This window comes from Amycolatopsis taiwanensis DSM 45107, from assembly GCF_000519205.1.
In the GTDB taxonomy this organism is placed as follows: Bacteria; Actinomycetota; Actinomycetes; order Mycobacteriales; family Pseudonocardiaceae; genus Amycolatopsis_E; species Amycolatopsis_E taiwanensis.
In genome coordinates this window covers 1-18,441 of record NZ_JAFB01000026.1, presented here as the reverse complement: position 1 = coordinate 18,441, position 18,441 = coordinate 1, and the positions used below count along the sequence as shown (strand labels likewise).

The following is an 18,441-nucleotide window of genomic DNA, read 5'->3' as shown; positions in this document are numbered from 1 at the left end:
CCGGTACACGGTAAACCGCACAATCGGGGTGTGGTTTACCGCAGTGTTGTCACGGAACGGGCTTCTCGGCAACGAGCAGGGCGTACCCGATGAGCCCGTCGGCGACCGCCTGCTTGGCCAGCGCCGCGTACCGCAGCACGGCGTCGACATCCACCCCGGCCTCGGCCAGCCGGGCGGACGCGGTCATCCGTAGCACTCGTACTCGGGCGTCGATCTCGTCGATCATCCGCGCGATCGCCGGGTCGTGAGCCTCGGTGTGCACGACACGCAACCCCGCCTGCTCCAGAATCGTGGCGTACTCCGCCAGAGGACGGGCATCGGCGATACAGGCGACCCACGCGGCCAACGTGGTCAGTTCCTCCGGTAACCGGGACTCGGCAATGGTGACGTCGGTGATGCCGACCCGGCCTGAAGGCCGCAGTATCCGCGCGAACTCGGCTGCGGCGGTGGCCTTGTCCGGGAAGGTACAAAAGGCGCACTCACACAACACGGCATCGAAAGTGTTGTCCGGCAGTGGAATCCGCTCGGCGTCACCGAGGTGGAAGCGCACCTTGGTGGCCAGCCCAGCTTCGGCCGTCACCGCATGCGCATGCTCCACTGTGGACTCGCCAAGGTCGACACCATCGACGGCGACGTCGTAGTCCGTCGCGAGCAACCGCGCGGTCGCGCCGGGACCGGAGGCAATGTCGGCGACCCGCTGGCCACCGCGCAACCGCAGCCGCTCGGCCAGCCGACGAGTAAGCGCCGGCCCGCCGGGATGGTAGGACTCACCCAGCACCAGCGCCACGGCGTCGTTGCCGTAAGAGGCGGCGCAGCAAGCCTTGATCTCGGCCGGCGTGCTCATTCCCGCACCGCCCGCTGGCCCACATTGGTGGTATCCGGCGCGATCGCCGACCGGTTCCCATTGCCGTTGCGGGCAATCTTGGAGCCGTAGGGCGAGTCGACCAGCAACGGTTGCAGTTCGACCGAGTTCGGCACCACGTCGGCGACCTTCACTCCGGACATCTGTTCGCGTACTTGTTCCCGATAGCCCACGGAGTTGTAGGCACAGAAGGGAATCAGCCGTCCGTCCGGAGTGATCTCCTCGACACAGCACTTCATGAGCTGCTTGACGTTGAGCGTGTACGGGTCCTGGAAGTCCTGCACCACGATCATGAATGCCCGGTCGGTCAGATTCGCCAGCGCATCGGGCAGGTTCACCCCGCACGCATCCGCGCAGTCCAACGCCTCCGCCGCAGCACGCAACTTCTCCTCAGTGGTGTCGGTGCCCATGAACGCCGAGGCGCTCCACAGCTTTTCGAGCGCCTCGCGAATCGCGTAGTCGGGCACCACCCGGTTCGACACGTAGTCCAGGTAGTCCTCCACCCGCAGCAGCCGCGGGATCGGCACCACCCCGAAGTCCGGCTGTCCCGGGGTGCCTTCGCTGAGCAGGTAGGTGATCGAGCGGCAGGTCGGGAAGCAGCACGGCACCGGGAAGAAGTCGTCCTTGCCGAACCACTCCGGGCGCTGCGCCGCGATCAGCCCGATGACGTCGGAGTTGGTCAGCCGGGTCAGCGGGTCGAACTCGACATGCCGCCCGGAGTGCGTGACCGGCTGGAACGACACCGACCGCACGGCCGCGTGCGCGAGCCCGAACTCGATGATGTCGCCGAGCTCGTGCTCGTTCAGCCCGCGCTCGACCGCGGCGACCAGGGTGACGGTCAGCCCGGCCTCGGCGCAGTTGTCCAGCGCCTGCCGCTTGCGCTCCCGCAGGTCCTTGCCCCGGATCTCCAGGTGGGTGCGCTCGTCGAAGCCGTCGAACTGCAGGTAGATGTTGATCGACTTGCCGCCCCGGCCGTTGCGCTCCCCGAGCGCCGCGACGAACCGCTTGTCGGTCGCCAGCCGGATGCCGTTGGTGTTGAGGTTGACGTTGCGGATCGGCTTCGCCTGCGCGAGGTCGATGAAATCGAGGATGTGCTTGTGGATGGTGGGTTCTCCGCCGGAGAACATCACCACCTCCGCCTCACCCTCGGACTCGACGAACACGTCCAGCATCCGCTCGCACTGCTCCAGCGTGATCGAATACCCGCCCGCCTGTCTGCCCGAATGGTGACCGGAATCCGCGAAGCAGATCGGGCAGTCGAGGTTGCAGTTGGTATTGACCTCGATAATCCCCAGGCACGCGTGCTGCTTGTGCTCCGGGCACAACCCGCAGTCCGACGGGCAGCCATCGCGGACCTCGGTCTGGAAGGTCAGCGGGATCGTGCCCGGCTTGTTGAACCGCGACGAGGACAGGTACGCCTGCGCGTCGCCGTAGACCAGTGCCTCGAACTCGCCGTGAGTCTTACAACGTTTGCGCAGGTAGACCTTGTCCTGGCGAATGTTGACCTGTGCGTCGAGCACGACCTTGCACACCGGGCAGATGCTCTTGGTGTACTCGACGAAAACCTCCTCGCGATCCCGTTTCCGCTCTGCCATCAGCCGCTCCCAGGTCGAGGTCCGTGATCAGGTGCCGACGCACAACCCCACCAGCCGGCACCGACGCGCGCAGCACAAATGTCAGCAGGCGGACATTGTGCAGGCCACTGAACGACAATTTCACCAAGATCGAGCAAGGTGAGTGTGGCAAACCACCTGTCAGATCTCCGCGAGGCGGTGGAATCGACTGGCGTGGAACACAAGCTCATGGCCCGTGCCGGTTCGTCGCGCCGCCCGCAGTGGGATCGCGATGTCGTAGGTCAGGCGATGATTCCGAGTTGTGCGGACATGACGTGGACGTCGGAGTTGAGCCAGTACTCGGCGAGGAGGCCGTTGTCGACGCGGAGGATGTCGGTTCCGGTGAAGGCGATGGGCGTTCCGGGGGCGGCGGTCGCGCCTGGCATTCCGCCCGCGTAGTGGCCCTGGATCTGCCAGCGGCCACAGAGCAGGTCGCCATCGATGAGCGGGCCGACCTGGACGGTGAAGGTCGGTCCGCCCAACAGGGTGCGAAGCAGGCTGATCCAGTCGACCAGGCCTTGCGTGCCTTGGACGGTGCCTTCGTCCGCGCCGACGACCGCGACATGCAGGGTGAAGTCGGTGGCCAGGACCTGCTCTGCCTGGGACAGGTCGCCGTTCCACAGGGCGGTCCACTTCTCCCACAGGACCTGGGCGGTGTCGTGGGTGGTGGCTGCACTGCGCATGGTTCCTCCTGGTTCGGCACTCCGGTGCCCGGCTACGCCGCCCCGCCCGAAGCGACCATGATCATCACCAGCCTAATGACAGCGCCGCCCGACGCCTTCACCGAAGCCCTGCGCCTTCACTTACCGGATCCGGCCGTCGTCAGTCTCGGCCCAGGTGCCGCCGCCACGGGGCCAGTGCCGAATCGGTGGCGGCCTGGGCCGCGGCTCGCAGGGCGGCGGGATCGGTGGCCTGGCCCTGCTCGTCGAGCAGGGCTTGGAGCGCGCCGGCGATGGCCCCGATGAACGCGCCGGTGAGCGCGGCCGCGCCGACCTGATCGAGTTGGTCCGGGAAGGCCTCGGCCAGATGCCGGGCGATCTCGCGCTGGGCATCGAGTTGTAGCTGAAGCGCACGCCCCCGCACGGCCGGCACGGTCTGGGTCAACCGCAGGCGCAACGCCGCCAGCGGGCTGACCAGGTCGTCGCTGGTGTTGCCGGTGTCGCGCAGCGCCCGCAGGAGCACGTCGGCCGGGCCTTCGTCCGGGGTGCGCGTGGCGATGGCGTCGATGGCCGCCTGTATGCGTTCGTCGGATTCCGGGAAGAGCAGTTCTTCCTTGCTGGCGAAGTAGCTGAAGAACGTCCTGGCGCCGATGTCGGCCGCAGCCGCGATGTCGGCGATTGTCGTTTCGTCGTAGCCGTTGCGCGTGAACAACTCCGTCGCCGCGTCGATCAGTGCTTGGCGTGTGCGGGCGCGTTTGCGGTCACGAAGAGACATAGCCATGCCAGCAGCTTACGACACTCACTGCGAAGCAGCATTCACGGCAAATATGCAGTGATTGCAACTTTGCATTCACTGCTGTTAACGTCTTCGGTATGACAACTCGCAACGTGCTGATCTCCGGAGCCGGCGTGGCCGGCTCGACACTCGCCTTCTGGTTGGCGCGCAATGGGTTCCGGCCCACCGTCGTGGAGCGGTCCGCGGGCCAGCGCTCCAGCGGAAGCCCCGTCGATGTTCGTGGTCCTGCCCTGCCGGTGGCCGAAGCGATGGGTGTCCTGCCCAGCCTGCGCGCGGTCGCCACCCGGACCAGGAGAATGCGGCTGCTCAACGCCGCCGGCCGTCGGGTGGCGACGGTGGCCATGGGTGCGGCCCGCGGCGACGAGATCGAGATACCGCGCGCCGATCTCGCCGACGTCTTGTACCGCGCTGCGCGCGACGACACGGAATTTCTCTTCGATGACACGATCACGGAGTTGCGCCAGGACGAAGACGGCGTGGACGTCACGTTCGACCGTGCCGCGCCCCGCCGCTTCGATCTGGTGATCGGCGCGGACGGGCTGCACTCGGCGGTCCGCCGCCTGGTCTTCGGCCCCGAGTACGACTTCGTCCGCCCCACCGGCATTTACGTCGCGACGACGCCGCTTGGCGAGCCCGTCGACCACCCGCACGACGTACTGATCCAGAACACTCCCGGGCGGCTGGTCTGCATCCACCCGTCCCGCGACAAAGCCATGGTCGCCTTCATCTTCCGCAGCGAGGTCAAGGGCTTCGACCACCGTGACCTGGACCAGCACAAGCGGATCGTCACCGAGGCCCATGCCGACCTCGGGTGGCGTGTCCCGCAGCTGCTCGCCCAGGTGCAGGCCGCTGACGACCTCTTCTTCGACGCCGTCAGCCAGGTTGATCTGCCCACGTGGTCACGGGGCCGGATCACGCTGCTCGGCGACGCCTCTTCCTCGTTGTCACTGCTCGGCGACGGCTCGAGCCTTGCCATCGCCGGTGCGCACATCCTGGCCACCGCGCTCACCGGCCAGCCGGATCACGCGGCCGCTTTCCGCCAGTACGAGACCACCCACCGCGCCCTCGTCACGCCGAAACAACGCGGCTTCAACCGGGCCGCGGCGCTGCTCGTGCCGAAGACTCGGTTCGGCCTGGCGACCCGCAACCTCGTTGCCCGCCTGTGGCCGGGCGGCATCTGACCCGTCGATCAGGAAGGCGTGGAGCTGGGGGCGTAGCTGCGGAGAAATGCCCGCACCCCAGCGGTGACGATCTTGGTGATCTCGTCCTCGGGTAGCCGGACGGCGCCGTAGAAGGTCTGCTGGTTCACGTCCGTGATGGTCAGCAGGGTGAGGTGCGCGGCGGCCCGGTCGGCGTTGTCGATGTCGAGCAGGCCGCGGTCGGCGATCCGGCGCAGGTAGGGCGCGAGGCGCAGGTGCGCGGTCTGTGGCCCGGCGTCGATCCATGCCTTGAGGATCGGCCGGGGGAGGTGGGTCGCTTCCGCCTCGATCGTCCGGACCAGCGCGAAATGGTCGGGGAAGGCGGTGACCGCGGCGATGCGATCGAGAGAGAAGTCGATCAGATCCTGTTCCAGGTCCACGATCTTGCGCAGGTGCCGGTCCATGATCTGCGCGATGGCGGCGGTGACTTCTTCGGCTCCTTCGAGCGCGACCGTCAGGAACAGCTGCTCCTTGTCGGCGAAGTGGTTGTAGATGGTCCGTTTGGACACGCCGGCCTCGGCGGCGATCGCGTCGACGCCGGCGCGGGTGTAGCCGTCCTGCCCGAACATCTTGCGCGCAGCCTGCGTGATGGCGCGCCGCTTCTCCGGCCTGCCGGACAGTTCGTGCTGGCGACCGCTCATCGGGAACCCCTTCGCGTGGGACCTACTCGGTGCAGCCTACGGGTGCCGCCGCGCCTTGCTGGCTGCCAAGCCAAAGTAAACTGATTGGTGTATCTATTGCACTAGTCGGTGTAGATTGACGAGGTGATCAATCAGGCCTCCTGCGACAGGCGCATTCCAGTTCTCGTTCTCGCGCTGCTCGCCACCCCGACCTCGCTCAGTGCGAACAGCACCACCACGGTGATTCCCGGCCTGGCGCGGGATCTGGGCATCACCGTCGCCGACGCGACCTGGACCGCCACCGCCTTCGGCTGGGCCGTGGTGATCGGCACTCCGGTGACCGCCGGGCTGCTGCGAGCTCGGGGCACCAGGACCGCTGTCCTGGTGAATGCCGCGCTCGTGCTGCTCGGAACCTTGCTCGTGGCCGTTGCTCCCGTCCTGCCGGTCCTGCTCGCCGGACGTGCCGCCCAAGCCGCCGGTGGCGGCGGTCTGGTCACCCTCGCCATCGGCCTGGCCGGAACGACCCGGCGGACCGGTGCGGTCACCGCCGGGATCGGTCTTGTCGGTGCGTTCGGTCCGCTGGCCGGTTCGACGCTCTCGGAGATCTCCTGGCGACTGCCGTTGTGTCTGTCGCTGGTCGCGCTGCTCGCGGTCCCTGTCGTCTTGAGCCGGGTGCCCGCCCATCGCGGTCAGGACGACGCGACACCCGTGGACCCGCTGGGGATCATGCTGGTGCTGGGCTTGGCCAGCGCCCTGGTTCTCATTCCCCGGTTCCCGCCGCAGGCGCTGGTGGCCTCGGTCCTGGCGAGCATCCTCTTGGCCCGCCACATCCGTTGGCACGCCGATGGTTTCGTCCCACAACCGCTGCTGCGGTCACGGGCGTTCCTCGCCTCGGCGTCGGTGGCGTGCGCCCTGTCAACGTCCTACTTCGCATTGCTCTACACAGTGCCCCGGCTCCTGGACCATCATTGGCCGGCCGAACAGATCGGGGTGGCGACGCTGATCGCCCTGGCGGTCGGCTCCATGGCCTCGCTGCTGTTCACGAGGTACACGTCCCGGCTCGGCGTGTCGCCCGGCCGGGCCACCCTGCTGACCGCCGGTGCCATCGCCGTGGCTCTACCGGTGACGGGCTGGCCGCCGGCTTACGCGGCGGCGACCGCCTTCGCGGTGTTCGCGGCGACTGCCGGGATGGCCTGGTATGCGCCGCGAGCCGGTCGGGACACGCCGGAGCGGCACCGAGCCACCGCGCTGAGCCTGTTTACTCTTTGCTACCAGCTCGGCGGTGCCTTCGGTCCAGCCGTTGCCACCCTTGTGATCGTCTGAGATCGATGCCGGAACGCCTCACGCTCCGCGCGCTGACCGTTTCGCGGATGTTGGGCGCAGCGCGTCGAGAACGAGGGTGACCAGGCGGCTGACGGCCGTCTTGGCGGGTAGGCTGCTCGCGGCGTTGAGGGCGTGCAGGCAATAGGTGGCCAGTTCGGCGGGCGGGGTATCGCTGCGGAGGTCTCCGGCTCGGGCGGCGTCGGCGATGAGGCCGGCGATCAGGTTGTGGAGTCGCTGCTGCGCGTCGGCGAGGTTCTCGTCGCGGTGCAGGAATCGCCAGAGCGCGGTGTCGTGGAGGCGGCGGATCTGGTGGGAGCTGGCCGAAGCCGGCGCGATATCCGGCCGGGTGCTGGATGTGGGCTGTGGCACCGGCGAGCATGTCCTCCTGACCGCCGGGCTGGGCTCGGCGGCCATCGGAATCGAACTGGCCGGCAACGCCCTTGCGCAGGCTCAGGATCGACACCTGCAACCGGCCACGATGGAAATCACCACCGACCCGGACGGCATTCGCGCCTGGCTCGCGACGCTGACCCGGTGCTGAAACCGCGTCAGAGTTTCCCGCTCCAGACCAATCCTCCAGAAATCTCCGGACAAGGACTTCCATGCCGACCGCCGACGCCCACATCCCGACCGACCGGGCCAGCCGCTACCTCGGCCAGGTTTGCCAGCACGTCAAGCAGATGAGCCGGATGCCGCACCTGCTCCAAGGCGGCAAGCTGGCCGTCGAACACGTTGATTGGTCCGATACATCGGGGACTATCCGGTTCGCCCGGGGTGGCACGTACGGCGCTCCTGCCGCGCCGAGCAACACTGGCGCGTGACCGCGCCGGCGCGGTCACGTACTCCTCCTAGCGGGGATCGTCGCGCTGGCCGTCGCCGTGCCGGGTTGCTCGGTGGCGTGCTGGCGTCCTCGGCGTGGGCCAGTTGGGGCACCAACATCGTCCTGGTTCTCATCGCGGTGAAGGTCATCGCTGTGGGCAGGCAGGTGGTCCTCGGAGGAACGGGTCTGCGCCATGGAGGGCTGTTCCATTGGAACAAGAGCAAGCATGCCGAAGCGGCCTCCCATGCGGGCCACCACGAGCACGACTCCAGATCTCGTGGTCGACGACAGTCCGTGGGTATCACGACAACCGGGCGACGCCAGGTTTCGGTGGGGTGAGCCCGACGAGTTTGGTGAGGAACCGGTCGATCTGCTCGTCGGCGGGTGGCCAGGGCAAGTCGGGCTCGTTGATGCGCTGCGCCAGCATGCCGTTCACGGCGGTGCGGAGGTCGATAGTGACGACGGCAGCGTCGTCGACCGGGGCGAGCGCGGCATCCATGCAAGCCTGCACGGCGGTCGTGGTGCGCTCGACGAGCACCTTCTTGAACGGCATGCCGAGCCGGCGGTGCACCTTGCTTTCGTGCAGCACCTTGTAGAGGCCGGGATGGTGCTGCGCCCACGCGGCCTGCGCCAGGATCCGCGCGCGTAGCGCGCTTGCCGGGTTGTCAGAAGCCGTGGCCGCCGCGTCGCCTGCTTTGACCAGGTCCTCGTGACAGCGTTGCAGGACGGCCAGTACGAGTGTGTCGCGATCCGGGAAATGCAGGTAGACCGAGGTAGCGGCGATCGACACGGCACGCGCGACGGCACGCAGGGACAGGGCCTCGTCGTCGGCGAGTTCATCGAGCATTTGCGCCGCGGCGACGATGATCTCCTCGCGCAGTTGCTCACCTTTCCCGCGCGCGTTGGGTCGCCGTCGGGCAGCGGGCTTCCGGGTCTCGTTCATGTCCTCGCAAGTGTAGCTGGACAAGCATTGCGCTACGGCTGTAGCCTAATCAAAAGGCTACAGCCGTAGCGCTACGCTTGTTTTCTCTTGATGAGGAGTTTCCTTGAGCACTTCGATCGAGACGTTCGCCGCGACGAACCTGGAGCGGCTGGCCGAGGTGGACCCGATGTTCGCCCAGATGGTCGGCGCCACGGCCGGGCACGCGCGGGCCATTGCCGAGTTGACCGAGCGCGAGAAGACCTTCCTGTGCGTGGTGGCCGACGTCTGCCAGCCGAGCCTCGGCTTCGCGTTCGAGGCACATGTCCGGACCGGTCTGGCACAGGGCGTGTCCACTTCGGACGTTCGGGCGTTGTTGCGTTTCATCTCCTACGACTGCGGATATCACGCGGCCACCGCGGGGTTCGAACGGCTCGCCGAGTTCGAGGCGCGGCACGGCATCGCGCCCGCCGAGGTCGAACCGCTGGCCGAAGAACTGGTTACGACGGGACCCGGCGCGGCGCCGAGCCCGTTGCCGGACGTGGTCCGCGGCCAGCTGATGGAGCTCGACGCCCACTTCCTCGAGCATTTCGACCTGCAATCCAGGATGCGGTCCGGGCATGGCCCGGACACGCTGTCCGAACGGGAGCGCGGATTCGCGAGCCTGAGCATCGATGTGCACTACCAGACGTTGGACGAGACGTTTCACGCGCACGTCGGCCGGGCCCTGCGTGGCGGCGCCTCCCGGGAGGACGTCCGTGCCGCCCTGCGCTTCAACGCCCAGTTCGGCGTGACGAGGGCCTGGCACGGCTGGAAGGCGCTCAACGCCTATTTCGCCGAACTCGACGCCACCGACTGACGATGGCCGGGCCTATCGGCCGAGCAGTTCGCGGGCAAGTGCTTCGCCCCACCACTGCTCGACCTGATCGGGAGGCCAGGCGCGTTCGGCGGTGAGCGTGTTGTAGACGTCGATGCTGCACAGGGTGGCGTAAATGTCGACGGCGGTAGACATGTCCAGTCCGCGACGGAGGGTGTTCGGCGGCCAGGCGGAGAACACCTGGATGCGGGTCTGGTCGGCTTGTCGCCGGGCTTGAGCGTAGAGGTCGGCGAGTTCGGGTTCGGTGCGGCCGGCCTCGCGTATCAGCGCGATGAGGTCGCCGGCGCGTTCGAACAGCCGCCGGTCGTAGCCCGCCATGGCGGCCAGTTGCCGCTTGGGGTCCTGGGCCGTTTCCAGTTCGTCAAGCATCCGCGGCAGGTCGGCGGCGAGGTCCGCGGCATCGGCCAGGGCCTGGACCAGTCCCGTCTTGTTCCGGTAGGCCGCGTAGACGGTGGGCACGGAGACTCCCGCCTCGCGCGCGATGTCCCGCACGGTGGTCGCCGCCCACCCGTGCGAGACGAACAACCGGCGGGCGGCGTCGGCGATCCCGGCGCGGGTCTGGTGCGCCTGTGTCAGCCGCCGCAGCGAGTCGTAGCGACGGCGACCTTCCTGCTCCGGCTTGGTCACTGCTCGACCTCTCTTGTCTTACGGTGCCTATATTGAATATAGCACCCGTAAAACGACACGCGGAGGTGTTCTCGTGAGCTTCACTGATCTGGCGGGCCTGGGCGGCATCGGGTTCGTGCTGGTGGCGATCGTCGTCAACGCCGGCTACATCCGTGGCGGGCTGCCGCTCCCGAACTCGGGCCAGAGCCTGGATGAGGTCACGGCCGCCTTGGCTTCCGTCGGCGACGCCTTGAAAAGGCCGTCGGTGTTGGCGCCGGCCACGTGGCTGTTCCTCACGGTGTTCGCCTCCGGGTTGCTGTCGGTGCTCTGGCACGGCGACGCGGGCCCGGGGGCATGGGCGCTGGTGGGCTTCGCCGGAGTGCTCATGCAGAACGCCACCTTCACCGTCGTGGAGGCGCTCCGGTTCGGTCTCGCCTCGGCCGCCGCGCGCGATCGCGGATCGGTGGCGGGACTGTGGAGCCTGAGCAATGTGCTGTTCGGATTCAACCAGGTGTTCCTGAGCGCGGCACTGATCGGCTTCACCGCCGCCGGAGCGAACGCCGGGCTGATCGCCGGTTGGCAGACGTGGCTCGGCTACGCCAGTGCTGCCCTGCTTTTCGTCTCCGCGGCAGCCAGCCCCTACAACACCGGCGGTACCAACAAGATCGCGCGGGTCGGCCTGATCGGCTGGCTCGGCTGGGCCACGTGGATCGTCGCCTACGGCATCAGCCTGCTGGGCCGGTAGCTCGTCGGACGTGATCGGGTGGCGACGACCGACCGGACCGCCAGGCGCCGACGCGGCTGGCGGTCCAAAGACCGAGGCTCGTCAGGACCACAACGGGCACTGATGTTCGCGGGCCAGGTCCACCAGGCCGATGCCGTCCGAACCGGCTTTGATGGACAGCAGGGGCTGACCGGGGTGGTAGGCCGGCCACGGTGGTGCCTCGGAGTTGTTGGGGTCGCCCGTCTTGGCGAACTGGGCCCAGTACGAGATCAGGCGTTGCGAAAGGAGCTGCCGATCCGGGGTGGGGGGCAGCGGCGCGGACCCGAACGACCCGTCGAACAGGTAGGGCAACTCGGCCGAATGCGCCGCTCCCATCGGGAAGTCGCCGATCGTCAACCCGTCGTCCTGCGCGAACTCGTAGGCATAGACCGGCATACGAGCGGCCGCCGCCGTGTCGGCCGGGAGCGTGGTGCAGGCACCGACCTTGCGCCCGGCGTCGGTGAGCACGGTGGCGAGCGCGATGCCGGGACTCGGGTAGTTCGACGGCGGGTACTTCTCGAGGACGAGTCGCGCCTTCGCGCCGAAGACCTGCCGGATGATGTTCGGATATTCCGCCTCGGTCACCGGAGTTCCCTTGACGTCGTAGTCCAAGGCCACGAACGGTCGCATCTCGTCCCGGGTGGCACCCTGGATGAGTGGAACCCGGGCAGCGTGGCCGTCGCGCAGTGCCTGCAGTGGTTGTTCGGGAAGTACCGGGGTGCCCACGACCGGCGTCCATGGCATGTCGCGCAACCTGTCGGTCGAGGTGAACACGTGATCTCCGTCGATGCCGACGAGTTCGTTCACCGGCTTGGCGCGCAGGCACGTGGCGACATCACCGGTGGCGCATCCCAGCCGCGCCGCCACCTCTTTCCCACGCTTCCGCGCCACATCAGCGGTGACGAACGAGTTGCCACACGGTCCACTTTGGATGATGGCTTTGTCGAACAGGGCACGTGAGGCCGGTGCCACCAGGTGCGCGCAGATACTGAAGGCGCCCGCGGACTGGCCGAAGACCGTGACATTGCCTGGATCACCGCCGAACGAGGCGATGTTGTGCCGCACCCAGCGCAGCGCCGCCTGTTGGTCGGCCAAGCCGTAGTTCCCGGCGTCCGGGTCATCGCCGAAGTCCGGATCGTCCAGGAAGCCCAATGCGTCCAGCCGGTAGTTGATCGTCACGACCACGACGTTGCCGGTGGCGGCCAGTCTCGCCGGGTCGTACTGGTCACCGGCCCCCTGCACGAAGCCGCCGCCCGGAATCCACACCATGACCGGCAGGCCGGTTCCGCGGCTCGGTGTCGTGACATCGAGGTACAGGCAGTCCTCGCTACCGATCTGCGCAGCCTTGCCATCCACCCAGCCCGCTTGCGCGCACATGCTGCCGGGCCGGGTCGCGTCGCGGATTCCCGGCCACGGCACGGCTGGTTGTGGCGCTTGCCAGCGGAGGTTGTCGACCGGCGGTGCGGCGAAGGGGATTCCGGAGAACGTGCGGTGATCGCTGGCGACGGCCCCGCGCAACGCACCGTCATCGGTATCGACGATCGCCGGGTCGGTCGCCGCCATGGCCATCGATGCCCCAAGGGGAACGACCACGAGCGCCAAGGCGCTCAGGACGACACGGCGCCGGTTTCGCTTGCGGTTCCGGACAAGGCGGATGAACGCTCTGCCGAGCAGCCACACCCAGGACAGCCGAGTGATTCCGCGTGCGAGCTTCTTGCGGTTCAGACCAGATTCGAGCACGCCCGCCAGTCTCGCCTCCGGTCGGTGCGCTGTCGTCGGCCGAGAAGCTACTTTGCCACTACGGCTTCGGGAGTATCGCCCGCTATCGGTACCGCCTGTGGCAGTACGGGCAGCGAAGCAGGTTCCTGCCCTGGGGCCGGCGCAGCCTCGGAGGGCAATCCGACGGCCGTGGCCGAGAGTACTGCCGGCATGCGACGAAGGCGCCGGACGAGGAGTTCGGCGTCCGGCGCGGTGAGTACGACGGTGAGGCGTACTTCGCTGACGGTTGCTTCGGAACAGATGTCGACGGCGAAGCTCCGTACCGGGTAGCGCCGTCCGCGTACCAAGGTCAGTACCCGTGCTGCTCCATCGAGATGGTCGGTGACATGGGCGACGAAGGTGCGTGCGCAGGTGACAACTGCAGGGGGCATGGCGGGTCTCCTCGGCTGGGATCGAGAGGGAGCTCCGGCCAGGTCCCGGAGAGCGCAGGCGTGCGGCACGCCGGCTTCCTGGCTCAGCCGGCGCGCTCGGTAATGATCTCCCGCCATGACCGGGAATCCGCGGTGCGCATCGCCGCCGACCGTAGCACGGCGATCGTCACCTCAGCGCGGCGTGGCGTCGACGAGTTTCGTGATCGTGCGTGGGTTGACGCCGCAGATCCGCAGGACACTTCTGGCCAAGGCGGTGGTGGCCTCGTCGAGGGGGAGTTGTTCCGTGCGCACCGCATCTCCCGCCGCGTGGCCGAGGCTGATGATGGCGGTGCCGAGCCAGCGGGCGTTGAGATCGCCGGCGAACTCGCCGGATTGCCGGCCTCGGGTGAGCACGCGGTCGAGGTGGTCCGCCACCGCCCGGTGGCGGTGATGATCGGCTTCGGCGTCGGCGGACTGGGTGGCGACGCCCAGGATCAGCGGGTAGCGCCGGAGGGTTCGCCAGCTGGCGTCGAGCAGGCGGAGCAGTGCCTCCGCGGCGGGTCCCTCGTCCAACCGAGCGGCGTCCATTTCGGCCACCGCTTCGCGGGTGATCGCGTCGATCACCGCATTGATGAGTGCCTCGCGGGTCTTGAAGTGCGCATAGACGGTCTGACGGCTCACGCCGGCCGCGGTGGCGATGTCCTCGACACTCGCGTTCGGTTGGGTGGCGAGGATCTCCACGGCCGCGTGCAGGATCGCGTTGGCGCTGCGTTCGGCATCGGTGCGGCGTCGCCGACGCCGGGGAGCGGTTAGCTCTGGCATGTTGTCAAGGATAGTAAAAGTGGTTATGTTTGACAGAATGTCAGATATATCGGGTGGCATCACGCTCTTCGGCGCCACCGGCGGCACCGGCCGCCAGATACTCCAGCAAGCCTGTGAAGCCGGCCACGAGGTCACCGCGGTGGTCCGGGACCCGGCCCGGCTGGACTGGACGCATCCCCGGCTGACGGTGCTGCGAGCAGATGTCATGGACCCCACCGCGATCGCCCCGGCCATCCGCGGAAGCGCCGCCGTCGTGTCGGCACTGGGCTCCCGGGCGGGACGGGTGCCGACCACGGTCTGCGCCGACAGTGCGACAAGCATCATCACGGCCATGCGAGCCGAAGGCGTGCGACGGCTCGTCGTGCTGAGTGCGGGGGTGGTCACCACCGACGGCGACGGACCGTTCAGCCGCTTCCTGCTCAAGCCGATCCTCGGCAAGGTGCTCGAGCACACCGCCGCCGACAAGCGCCGGATGGAGGAGATCGTCCGCGCCAGCGGTCTGGAGTGGACGATCGTGCGTCCCGCCAGACTCACCGATCAACCCGCCAGCGGCACCTATCGCACCGCGATCGACCGCAATGTGCGGGGCGGACTCCGCACCTCCCGGGCAGACCTGGCCGACTACGTCCTGCGCTCGCTCACCGACCCGGCCGCTCCGACCGGCGCCGCGATCTCCATCGCCAGCTGACCGAAGCTCCGTATCCCCATTACTGATCTACTAGTGGCTGGCGGAACTCCTGGTCTTGCTCGGACCGGACGACCGGCCCGGCGCCGCGCTCGCGATCCTGGCCGGGCTCGCCCCGGGCGAGATCACCGACGACGACGTCGCTCGCTGGCGGACCACCGGCCCATATACCGATCACTGCCTGCTGCGCCTGCTGGCTTACGGCGCGATCACCGCGGTCGGCATCATCGAAACCGCCATCACTCAGCAATGACTCGGCGGGATGTTCGCCGGGCGCTATCGCGGTCGACCGCGTACAGCAGGACGTTGGCGTCAACGATCACCGGGCGTCGTTCAACTCGTCGAGGAGTTCGAGTGTCTCGGCCACGTTGGTGACGTCGACGCACAACCCGAGGTGTCAGTGCGCTGCTGGAACGGCCGTGGAGCTCTGCTGCGCTCTATGCCGATTCTCGCGAGTTCGTTCACTGCCTGGCTCAACCCACTGTGTCGCTCTCGACGGAGTTGCTCGGCGGCGGTGGCGACATCCTGGTCAAGCCTGATGGTCCTTCTCATGAGCACATTGCATTGACCCAAGTTGATCGCGACCACAGACGCGCAACGAACCAGTGGGGCTGCGAGGCCGGTGCTTCAAATTCGACCAGCCGACCGTTCACGGGCGCGGATCGCGGACCGTGACTGTACTTAATGGACTAATTTCGGAGGGTGGGGCCTAGGGTCTGTATCAATGTCAATCAGAGCCATTGGTTGATCGCAGCGGGGTGGACGGTGGCTTCCTAGCGGTGGCGAGTTTGTCATAGCGGGTGGCGCCGGCGCTGTGTTCCCGCTCCAGACCCCTGTGTTCCGAAGCCGGAACTCGAGTGCCTGGACCGGGGACACGCCCGCCTGAGCCGGGAACTCGGGCGCCTGAGCCGGGGACACGCCAGCTGCTGGCGTGTCCCCGGCTGGGCAGGGCGAGTTCCGGGTTCGGGTGGGCGAGTTCCGGGTTCGGGTGGGCGAGTTCTGGGTTCGGGTGGGTGAGTTCCGGGTTCGGGTGGGTGAGTTCTGGGTTCGGGGAGGTGAGTTCTGGGTTCGGGGCGAGTTCCGGGGGTTCGGGCAAGAACGCCAAGATCAGCCCAACCCACCCCAGCCGACTTCAACACAGGTCCTGGCGGAACCTTCATCCAGGCGCCGGGAAGGCGTGCACCTCCCGGTCGATCCACAGCAGACTCTCAGCATTGGTCTGAAACTCTGCAGGCGTGACACCTGATGAGATGAGTCCGTCTCGGCGCGGCCCGTGGGATCGAACGCCACCACCGATGGCTGGTGGGAGTGGCGACGTCAGTGCGAGGCGGGGTACCTACCGATCCGTCGCGCACCCTCTTGACGGGGAGCGCGCATGACTTCTGGCGGCATCATGGAGAAACTGCACGGCCGGCCGGTCGCCGAGGCACCCCGGTGGGCCGTGTGGGCGGCCTACGCCACGACCTTGATCGTGCTGCCATCGTGCGTTTGGCGTATCGCCGGCTTCGCCTTCGACGCCCCGGTCCTCGATCCCGCCCTCTCGCCGCCGGACGCGCCTGGGCGCGGTGTCGAGGTGTTCTCCGGCTGGGGGTACGTCATCATCCTGAGCATCGTCAGCGAGGCGCTGGCCTTTCTGACCATGGGGCTGGTGTGCACCTGGGGCGAGGTCTTCCCGCGCTGGATTCCCCGGTTGGGCGGACGGCCGGTCCCGGTCCGGGCCGCCGTGATCCCCGCCGGTCTGGGTGCCGCGGCACTGATGATCTTCCCCTATGCGCTGTTCATGCTGGCCATGGGCCGGACCATCAACGGCACGCCCGGCACGGGTGTGAACATGCACGGCTGGCAGACCATCGCATTCTGGGTCTCGTACACGCCCCTCGCGGCCTGGGGCCCGCTGCTCGGCATCCTGACGGTGCACTACTACCGGCGCCGGCGCGGGCTCACGGCGGGCGCCATCCCGCCACCCGCCGCCGCGTAGCGGCGTCCCCGCGCAGGATTCACCGACGACGACCATCCTTAATGGACGAGTGAGAAGAATCCGCTACGAGGTCTGGGCCGATGTCGGGCTGCCGTGTTAGGGCCAGGGTCGAAGTCGGTTGGATTGCGCTGATCTTGGCGTTCTTGCCCGAACCCCGGAACCCGTCACAAACCCAGAACTCACCTTCCCCGCCCCAGAACTCACCGACCTGAACCCAGAACTCACCGACCTGAACCCAGAACTCACCGACCTGAACCCAGAACCCTCCCCAGCCGGGGACACGCCCGCACTGGCGTGTCCCCGGCTCAGGCACCCGAGTTCCCGGCTCAGGCACCCGAGTTCCCGGCTTAGGCACCCGAGTTCCGGCTTGGGAACACAGATGCCGAAGGCCGGATCACCCCGGCAACGTTGCCAGGCACGCCGCCAGGACCATCCCACTCCCGCGACTGCGACGAACTCGCGTCCTGGATCGGGGACACGGGCTCCTGAGCTAGGAACTCAGCCTCCTGGAACGGGAACTCAGCTTCCTGGAACGGGAACTCAGCTTCCTGGAACGGGAACACAGGGGTCTGGGAGACCCTAGTGCCGCGCCTCAGAAGGTTGGCGAGGTAATGGCCCATAGTTCGACGCGCTGATCGGGCCTGGCAGGCTGCTCGGGGGAGGTGGTGCCTGTGGCTCGTCAGCCCGAGGTGTTTGTGCACGAGTTGGAGCCCGAACAAGCACAGCGCTTGGTGAAGATCACCAGGTCGACACGGGACCGGGTTCGGTTGCGTCGAGCCGGGATCGTGCTCGCGTCGGTGCAGGGCCGGTCCGCCGGTGAGATCGCAGTCATGTTCGCCGCGACCGAGAACTACGTGCGGGAGGTGATCCACGCGTTCAACCAGCAGGGGTTCGCGGCATTGGACCCAAAATGGAGCGGCGGTCGACCAGCTAAATTCGGTCCGGCCGCCCGCGAACTCCTCTGCCGCATCGCCCGCAGCGCTCCCTGCGAACTCGGGCAACCGTTCACCACCTGGAGCCTCACCAAACTCGTCGCTTACCTGCGCGAACACCACCGGCTGGCCGTCTCCGCCGAGACCGCGCGACGCATCCTGAACAAGGCCGGCATCAGTTGGCAGCGCACGAAAACGTGGAAGGCCAGCCGCGACCCGGACTTCGCCGCCAAGATGGCTCGCATCCTGAACCTGTATGACCATCCACCCGTCGACGGGCGGGTGATCTGTGTCGACGAGTTCGGGCCGTTGAACCTGCAACCCCGCCCTGGCCACGGCTGGTTCCGCCGCGGCCAGCCGGCACGCCTGCGCGCCACATACAACCGTCACGCCGGTATCCGGCAGATGTTCGCCGCGCTCGATCTCACCTCGGGTCAGGTGTTCTACCGATTCCGTGACCGCAAACGCTGGCCGCAGTTCCTCGACTTCTGCAAACAACTCCGCCGCCGCTTCCCCACCGGGAAGCTCTATCTGATCTGCGACAACTACAAACCCCACGGCAAAGCCGAGGTCACCGCCTGGTGCACCGACCACGGGATCGAGCTGGTCTACACACCGAGCAACGCGTCCTGGCTGAACTGGGTCGAGTGCGAATTCACCGCGCTGCGCTACTTCGCCCTCGATGGCAGCGACTACCCCTCCCATGCCGCCCAGGAAGCCGCCATCGCCGGCTATCTCCGGTGGCGCAACCGGCATTGCCACCCGAAACGTCACTTCGCAGTCGGCTCGAAGATCCGCCGCCCAGATTACCTACCCAACGTTGCGTGACGCGGCACTA

21 protein-coding genes are annotated in these 18,441 nt (G+C 67.6%); 10 read left to right on the top strand and 11 right to left on the bottom strand.

Features of this window, described 5'->3' with window-relative positions; translation table 11 throughout:
- Positions 1–49: 49 nt before the first annotated feature.
- The 4 genes from A3CU_RS53535 to A3CU_RS0120715 all read right to left on the bottom strand — a co-directional run bounded on the left by A3CU_RS53535 (position 50) and on the right by A3CU_RS0120715 (position 3,915).
- A complete protein-coding gene (locus tag A3CU_RS53535) occupies positions 50–844 on the bottom strand; it encodes a class I SAM-dependent methyltransferase (protein ID WP_027943931.1) in 795 nt (264 codons plus the stop codon).
- The gene (locus tag A3CU_RS0120725; RefSeq protein ID WP_043841932.1) at positions 841–2,457 is read right to left on the bottom strand and encodes a radical SAM protein; all 1,617 of its coding nucleotides are present in this window, start codon (positions 2,455–2,457) and stop codon (positions 841–843) included. The genes A3CU_RS53535 and A3CU_RS0120725 overlap by 4 nt, the downstream gene beginning before the upstream one ends.
- A gap of 260 nt (positions 2,458–2,717) precedes the next feature.
- Positions 2,718–3,158: an ester cyclase gene (locus A3CU_RS0120720; protein WP_027943929.1), complete on the bottom strand. Its 441-nt coding sequence runs from the start codon at positions 3,156–3,158 to the stop codon at positions 2,718–2,720.
- Positions 3,159–3,297: 139 nt separating this feature from the next.
- Positions 3,298–3,915 (bottom strand): TetR/AcrR family transcriptional regulator, encoded by a 618-nt coding sequence (locus tag A3CU_RS0120715; RefSeq protein ID WP_245617233.1) that lies wholly within the window; start codon positions 3,913–3,915, stop codon positions 3,298–3,300.
- A 92-nt stretch (positions 3,916–4,007) separates the two neighbouring features.
- Here A3CU_RS0120715 and A3CU_RS0120710 point away from each other — a divergent pair, with 92 nt between their 5' ends.
- Complete coding sequence (locus A3CU_RS0120710; RefSeq protein WP_027943927.1) at positions 4,008–5,111, top strand: FAD-dependent monooxygenase; 1,104 nt, start codon at positions 4,008–4,010, stop codon at positions 5,109–5,111.
- Between the two features lie 8 nt (positions 5,112–5,119).
- Here the strand turns inward: A3CU_RS0120710 and A3CU_RS0120705 are convergent, their stop codons facing one another.
- Positions 5,120–5,770, bottom strand: a complete 651-nt coding sequence (locus A3CU_RS0120705) for a TetR/AcrR family transcriptional regulator (RefSeq protein ID WP_027943926.1) — start codon at positions 5,768–5,770, stop codon at positions 5,120–5,122.
- A gap of 123 nt (positions 5,771–5,893) precedes the next feature.
- On the opposite strand from A3CU_RS0120705, the gene A3CU_RS0120700 reads away from it, so the two are divergent.
- Entirely contained in the window at positions 5,894–7,072 is a 1,179-nt protein-coding gene (locus tag A3CU_RS0120700; protein WP_052371922.1) for an MFS transporter, read from the top strand.
- 18 nt (positions 7,073–7,090) lie between these two features.
- On the opposite strand, the gene A3CU_RS45785 is transcribed toward A3CU_RS0120700, so the two are convergent.
- Positions 7,091–7,441, bottom strand: coding sequence for an SbtR family transcriptional regulator (locus tag A3CU_RS45785; RefSeq protein ID WP_052371921.1), 351 nt, complete (start codon positions 7,439–7,441; stop codon positions 7,091–7,093).
- Here A3CU_RS45785 and A3CU_RS0120690 point away from each other — a divergent pair.
- Complete coding sequence (locus tag A3CU_RS0120690) at positions 7,428–7,613, top strand: class I SAM-dependent methyltransferase (RefSeq protein ID WP_027943924.1); 186 nt, start codon at positions 7,428–7,430, stop codon at positions 7,611–7,613. The genes A3CU_RS45785 and A3CU_RS0120690 overlap by 14 nt on opposite strands.
- Positions 7,614–7,674: 61 nt before the next feature.
- Complete coding sequence (locus A3CU_RS0120685) at positions 7,675–7,893, top strand: hypothetical protein (protein ID WP_027943923.1); 219 nt, start codon at positions 7,675–7,677, stop codon at positions 7,891–7,893.
- A 300-nt stretch (positions 7,894–8,193) separates the two neighbouring features.
- Here A3CU_RS0120685 and A3CU_RS0120680 read toward each other — a convergent pair whose 3' ends face one another.
- A complete protein-coding gene (locus A3CU_RS0120680) occupies positions 8,194–8,835 on the bottom strand; it encodes a TetR/AcrR family transcriptional regulator (protein WP_027943922.1) in 642 nt (213 codons plus the stop codon).
- A gap of 103 nt (positions 8,836–8,938) precedes the next feature.
- Here A3CU_RS0120680 and A3CU_RS0120675 point away from each other — a divergent pair, with 103 nt between their 5' ends.
- The gene (locus A3CU_RS0120675; protein WP_043841928.1) at positions 8,939–9,670 is read left to right on the top strand and encodes a carboxymuconolactone decarboxylase family protein; all 732 of its coding nucleotides are present in this window, start codon (positions 8,939–8,941) and stop codon (positions 9,668–9,670) included.
- A 12-nt stretch (positions 9,671–9,682) separates the two neighbouring features.
- Here the strand turns inward: A3CU_RS0120675 and A3CU_RS0120670 are convergent, their stop codons facing one another.
- Positions 9,683–10,315 (bottom strand): TetR/AcrR family transcriptional regulator, encoded by a 633-nt coding sequence (locus A3CU_RS0120670; RefSeq protein ID WP_027943920.1) that lies wholly within the window; start codon positions 10,313–10,315, stop codon positions 9,683–9,685.
- A 73-nt stretch (positions 10,316–10,388) separates the two neighbouring features.
- Here A3CU_RS0120670 and A3CU_RS0120665 point away from each other — a divergent pair, with 73 nt between their 5' ends.
- A complete protein-coding gene (locus A3CU_RS0120665; RefSeq protein WP_027943919.1) occupies positions 10,389–11,039 on the top strand; it encodes a hypothetical protein in 651 nt (216 codons plus the stop codon).
- 81 nt (positions 11,040–11,120) lie between these two features.
- Here the strand turns inward: A3CU_RS0120665 and A3CU_RS0120660 are convergent, their stop codons facing one another.
- The 3 genes from A3CU_RS0120660 to A3CU_RS45780 all read right to left on the bottom strand — a co-directional run bounded on the left by A3CU_RS0120660 (position 11,121) and on the right by A3CU_RS45780 (position 14,008).
- Positions 11,121–12,797: a carboxylesterase/lipase family protein gene (locus tag A3CU_RS0120660; protein WP_211246471.1), complete on the bottom strand. Its 1,677-nt coding sequence runs from the start codon at positions 12,795–12,797 to the stop codon at positions 11,121–11,123.
- A gap of 47 nt (positions 12,798–12,844) precedes the next feature.
- Entirely contained in the window at positions 12,845–13,207 is a 363-nt protein-coding gene (locus A3CU_RS52535; RefSeq protein ID WP_156960450.1) for a hypothetical protein, read from the bottom strand.
- A gap of 171 nt (positions 13,208–13,378) precedes the next feature.
- Complete coding sequence (locus A3CU_RS45780; protein WP_043841925.1) at positions 13,379–14,008, bottom strand: TetR/AcrR family transcriptional regulator; 630 nt, start codon at positions 14,006–14,008, stop codon at positions 13,379–13,381.
- Between the two features lie 37 nt (positions 14,009–14,045).
- Between A3CU_RS45780 and A3CU_RS0120650 the strand changes: the two genes are divergently transcribed.
- The 4 genes from A3CU_RS0120650 to A3CU_RS0120630 all read left to right on the top strand — a co-directional run bounded on the left by A3CU_RS0120650 (position 14,046) and on the right by A3CU_RS0120630 (position 18,431).
- On the top strand, positions 14,046–14,696 hold the full coding sequence (locus tag A3CU_RS0120650) for an NAD(P)-dependent oxidoreductase (RefSeq protein WP_043841923.1): 651 nt from the start codon (positions 14,046–14,048) through the stop codon (positions 14,694–14,696).
- A 55-nt stretch (positions 14,697–14,751) separates the two neighbouring features.
- A complete protein-coding gene (locus A3CU_RS0120645) occupies positions 14,752–14,946 on the top strand; it encodes a hypothetical protein (RefSeq protein WP_027943916.1) in 195 nt (64 codons plus the stop codon).
- Between the two features lie 1,122 nt (positions 14,947–16,068).
- Positions 16,069–16,671: a hypothetical protein gene (locus A3CU_RS0120640; protein WP_052371920.1), complete on the top strand. Its 603-nt coding sequence runs from the start codon at positions 16,069–16,071 to the stop codon at positions 16,669–16,671.
- Between the two features lie 671 nt (positions 16,672–17,342).
- Positions 17,343–18,431, top strand: coding sequence for an IS630 family transposase (locus A3CU_RS0120630; RefSeq protein ID WP_027943136.1), 1,089 nt, complete (start codon positions 17,343–17,345; stop codon positions 18,429–18,431).
- Positions 18,432–18,441: the final 10 nt, after the last annotated feature.